Origin of the sequence: Enterobacteriaceae endosymbiont of Plateumaris sericea (assembly GCF_012562605.1) — a bacterium.
GTDB lineage: Bacteria > Pseudomonadota > Gammaproteobacteria > Enterobacterales > Enterobacteriaceae.
Map to the genome: position 1 here is coordinate 1 of NZ_CP046225.1, position 5,142 is coordinate 5,142.

The 5,142-nt window shown below is 19.1% G+C and carries 3 protein-coding genes; 1 reads left to right on the top strand and 2 read right to left on the bottom strand.

Features of this window, described 5'->3' with window-relative positions:
- Positions 1-141: 141 nt before the first annotated feature.
- Positions 142-2,769 (top strand): inverse autotransporter beta domain-containing protein, encoded by a 2,628-nt coding sequence (locus tag GJT84_RS02470; protein WP_168867373.1) that lies wholly within the window; start codon positions 142-144, stop codon positions 2,767-2,769.
- 124 nt (positions 2,770-2,893) lie between these two features.
- Here the strand turns inward: GJT84_RS02470 and GJT84_RS02475 are convergent, their stop codons facing one another.
- Together GJT84_RS02475 and trfA are read right to left on the bottom strand one after the other, a co-directional pair.
- Positions 2,894-3,574: a prephenate dehydratase domain-containing protein gene (locus GJT84_RS02475; RefSeq protein WP_168867374.1), complete on the bottom strand. Its 681-nt coding sequence runs from the start codon at positions 3,572-3,574 to the stop codon at positions 2,894-2,896.
- Positions 3,575-3,636: 62 nt separating this feature from the next.
- Entirely contained in the window at positions 3,637-4,494 is an 858-nt protein-coding gene (trfA, locus tag GJT84_RS02480; protein ID WP_168867375.1) for a plasmid replication initiator TrfA, read from the bottom strand.
- Between the last annotated feature and the right edge of the window lie 648 nt (positions 4,495-5,142).

Consider the following 5,142-nt stretch of genomic DNA (forward strand, 5'->3'; position numbering starts at 1 on the left):
ATGAAAAAATTTTTTTATTTTTTTAAAAAATTTCTAATTTTATATTTAATAAATTTTAAATATAAAAAAATATTTAATTTTAATAGTAAATTAAAATTAATTTTTGTAATATTTTTTCTATTTGTAAATAATCTGAATATTATGGCTAATCAATTACACCATAAAAAAATAAATGTTAATAAAATTAATTATTTCAAAAAGAAAAAATATCATTCTTTAAAATTCTCTGAGAAAAAAAAATTATATTTTATTAATAGTAATGATTTAGAAAATCATTCTATAAATGTTCCTAAAATTAATGCAGAATTAAATAATAGAAGAGAATTATATAAAAAAATGTTTCCTCAAGATAATTCATTACAATCATTTGAAAATAATAATTTTAATCAAAAAAATTTATTCGATTTAATATTAGAAACTAAAAATATAATAGAAATAGGATTAAATAACAAAGAAAAATTATATAAAATTTTACAAAATAATTTTTTTAATACTGTCACTGAAGAATTAAATAATCAAATAAATTCTGGAATAAAAGATATATTTGGTTTATTTAATCTTAAAGGCAAAAGTTTAATAAGTTTAAACTTAGATGAAAATTTAGTTTTAGATAATTCTGAAATTAAAATTTTATTTTCACTTTTTGAAAAAAACGAATATTTATTTTTTTTTCAAGATGGTATTCACAAATCTGATAATAGAAATCAAATAAATTTAGGAATTGGTTTTCGTAAATTTTATAAAGATTATATGTTAGGTATAAATAACTTTTTAGATTATGATATTATTCATGAAAATACAAGAACTAGTGTTGGTATAGAATATTGGCAAGATTTTTTTAAATTAAGTGCAAATGCTTATATTAGATTGAGTGGATGGAATCATTTAGATCAACAAAAAACTTTTTTTAATGATCATATTAATCCACTTGAAAAAAATAAATTTTTTAATTATAATGAATATTATGAAAGACCTGCTAACGGATGGGATGTTAGATTAGAAGGATCTTTCCCTAAAATACCAGAAATTACTTTAAAATTTTCTTATGAAAGATATTATGGTAATATAGGATTTAAAGAAAAAGAATTTAGTTTTGAACATGAAAAATTATTTTTTCCATATATAATGACTGCAGGAATTTCTTATAGACCTATACCTGCATTAGTTTTTTTTTGTGGAAAAACATTAACTTTATCAGGAGATAGTAATACTAATTTTGGTATTAGTTTAGAATTTCAGTTTGGTATGCCTTGGAATAATCAAATTCATCCTAACAAACGATTATTAGTAAATAAATCTTCTATAAGAAAAAATAAATATGATTTTGTAAATAGAAATGATAATATTATTTTAGAATATAGAAAAGAACATATAGTTAAATTAAAAACAATAAAAAAAATAGTTAATTATCCTGGAACTGAGAATTCTTTAAATGTAAAAGTTGATACAATTGATTTTTTTAAAGGTCTAATTTTTAATAATTTAATTGAATTTAATAAAAATAATGGTTATATTAAAAAAGATGTAGGTGAGAATTATATTCTTGTATTACCTAATTATAATTTTCAAAATATTAGTAAAAATCATTATTTAATAAAAGTAACAGCTTTTGATATAAATAATAATAAATCTACATCTTATGTAGATGTTACTGTTTTAAAACCTCCTATTAATAAAAATTTTTCAACATTTACTGCTTTTCCTAAACAAATATTAGTAAATAGAGAATCTACAAAAATTGTATTTGAAGCAAGAGATATGAATAATAATATAATTGCTCATATAAAAAATATAGAATTTTTAGTTAATGAAGGAGTAGTTAATAAACGTAATATTCGTATTTCTAAGATAATTGAAAATCCTAAAGGAACATATACTGCTAAAGTAATTTCTTTAACTACTGCTAAACTTATTTTAAGAGTAAAAATAGATAAAAAAATTGATAAAAATTTATCTGATGTAGTTACTGTAATAAATCCTTCAGCAGATAATATACAAATTGTTGCTAATACTTATAAATGTAAGATTAGTGATGTAGTTCGTATGACCATAATTGTTTTTGATAAAAAAGGTAGTAGATTAGGTAATGCTCCAGTTAGAATAGAAACAAGATCTATTAGAGATCGTCAAGGTAAAATACGTAAAGATTCTGGATTATTACATATTCATAATTTAAGAACAGGACAAATATCTATTGGTAGAAAATTCTTATTTTATACAAATAGTTTTGGAGAAATACCTTTAAGAATGTCTGATCCTAAAGGTATTGGTGTTAAAACTGAATTAGATTTTATTGCTGAAGATTATATAAGAAAAAGAATGTCTTTTATATTTACAGTAGTTACAAGTCCTGATGTTCCTGAAGCAAATATGTATGGACATATGCAAGATATTATAGAAGTTAATAAAGTAAAATTTCTTAGACCCCCATTAATGCAAGAATATAGAGGTGATGTTGTACGTCATCATCTAAATGAAGATTGGGCAGCATTAACTTGGGATAATGGAGTTTCATATTGTAGAACTATTCAACATGGTGATATTCCAGAAAAATATAAATTAAAATATCTTTTAGATGCACATGGTGATGATATTTTTAGTATTTATGGATGGCCTATAACTACAGATTTTGTAGAAGTGTGGAGTGCTAGTTGGATAATAAAAGCATATATTAAAAGACCTTTATACTATTATTATGATTTTTCAACAAAAGAGGAAGTTGAAGGAATTAATAGTTCTTCTTTTGCAGTAACTTGTGAAGTTAAATAATTTTATAGAGTATAAAAAAATAAAAATATGTAGTTGTTTTTTTTGTCAAAATTTAATAAAAATATATTTTTATTAAATTTTGACTTTTTAAAAAATATTTAACTTTTTTAAAAAAATAAAAATTTTATTTTGTTAATACTAGAAATTTTGTTTTATTATTTATTTTATTTGATAAAAATAAAGTTTTGATTATATTTAAATTATATAATTTAGCTGTTTCTTTATTTCCTATTGCAGCAAAATATTTTGATTTAAATATAGATATTTTTTTTATTGCATCAGCTGTACTATCACAAATATTTTTTTTCCAAAGAGGATATTTATCAATAAAAATACTACATTGTTTGAATGGTTCAGAATGACTAAAAATAGTGTTAATATCATTAATATTAGTAATATTACTATATGAAATTAAACAATGTTTAATTGGAATTTTAAATTGATAAAAAATTTTTAAAGAATTATATTTTAATAATAATTTATTTACTTCTTTTATTTTTCCAGAACAATTATTTTCTATAGGTACTATAGCAAAATTAATAATATTTTTTTCTATAGAAAAAAATATTTCAGAAAAACTATTACAACTTACATTAAAAATTTTTTTTCTAGAAAAAAAATTTTTAATGTAAGTTAAAGTAGCTAAATAAGAATAAGTACCTTGAGGGCCTAAAAATGCTATACTTATAGAACTATTCTTCTGTATATTAAAATCTACATTTTCAATAAAATTTTTTAAATTACTAATATTTATTATATTATTTGAAAAATAAAATTTAAAATTTGTATAAATATCATTAATCATAAATTATGATAATAAAAATTTTGAACATATTGATATTATATCATAAAAAAATAAAAATTGTTTTATTTTTCGATATGTACAAAATCATGAATATCAATTAAACATTTCCATCCTGTTGCTAATGAAACTTCTTTAAGGGATTTTTTTAAATTTTGTCTAAATTTCCAAAGAATATTAATATTACTACCACAAAGTTTATATAAAGTATTTACTTTATAAGGTAAAGGTATATTATGAGAACAATAAAAACAATGTATCCATTGTGATAATGACTTACCTTTTAATTTCATTCGTTCTTTTAAAGAAACTCCTGTCCACATTGTATCAGAAAAAAAATAAATTATTTTTTTATTTAAAATAATTATATGTTCCTTTGTTTTTTCATTTCTATACCATTCATGTAATAAATGACCCATATAAAAAAAATATTCATTTCTTATTTCTATTCCACATACAGATAATCTAACTAAACAAGATTTTAACCATTCATAATCACTTTTACCAGTATTTCTATTTATAGATTTTAAAAAATCATAAGATTTAAATTGAACTTTTTCTCCTAAAGGAACTTTTTTTAATCTATGTAAACATTCTAACCAAACATCTAAATCAGATTGATCTAAACTTTCACCTGTAAATCGTATATAAATATTATTTAATGTTGCTTTTAAAACATTTTTTTCATATTTTCTATAACCTTTTTTAATAACACCAAATAATGAACTACGTAACATTATATTAGGAACAGCTCTTTTACTATTTGAAATAATAGGCATTCTTTTTTTAATAAAAATATTTTCATCTTCTTTTGAAATATTAGATGAATTAAATAAAATTTTTTTATTTTTATTACAAGACGAAATTCTACTATTACTTTTACTAGCTAATTTACTAATTCTAGTATACAGAGATTTATACATTAATTATTTCATAGTTAAATTTATATTTTGTAAAATTAATTTACAATTATAATAAAAAATTATTTTAAAAATAAACAACTTCAAAATAAACACATAAAACATTATTTTCTAATAATTTTAAATAAATGTCAAGTTTTATAAATATATTTTTATAATTATTTATAAAAAATTTTTAAAATAATATAAGTAAAAATAGAAGGTAGCAAGACTCGGGATAGAAGGTAGCAAGACTCGGGATAGAAGGTAGCAAGACTCGGGATAGAAGGTAGCAAAAAATTAATAATTAATAACGTAATTATTTGATTTAAATAATGATTTTAAGATTTGAATAAAAATATATAATCTTTTATAATCTTTTATAATCTTATATAAAAAAAGATATCTTTTAAAATATATTAAGTATATAAATATTTTTTCTTATAATACTTGAAATAAATAAAAAAAAAGATATAATTTAAAAAATATCTATTTATAAAAAAGTTTTCTATATAAATTATATTTTACTCATAAAAAAATAAGGGAACATAAACTATAAAAATTAAAACAATTAAATAATATAAATACACATAAAAAATATAAAATTCATAACTACATGTTAAAAACAAGATTTAATTAATCTAAAATAATGATTTAAAAAGAAACATAATA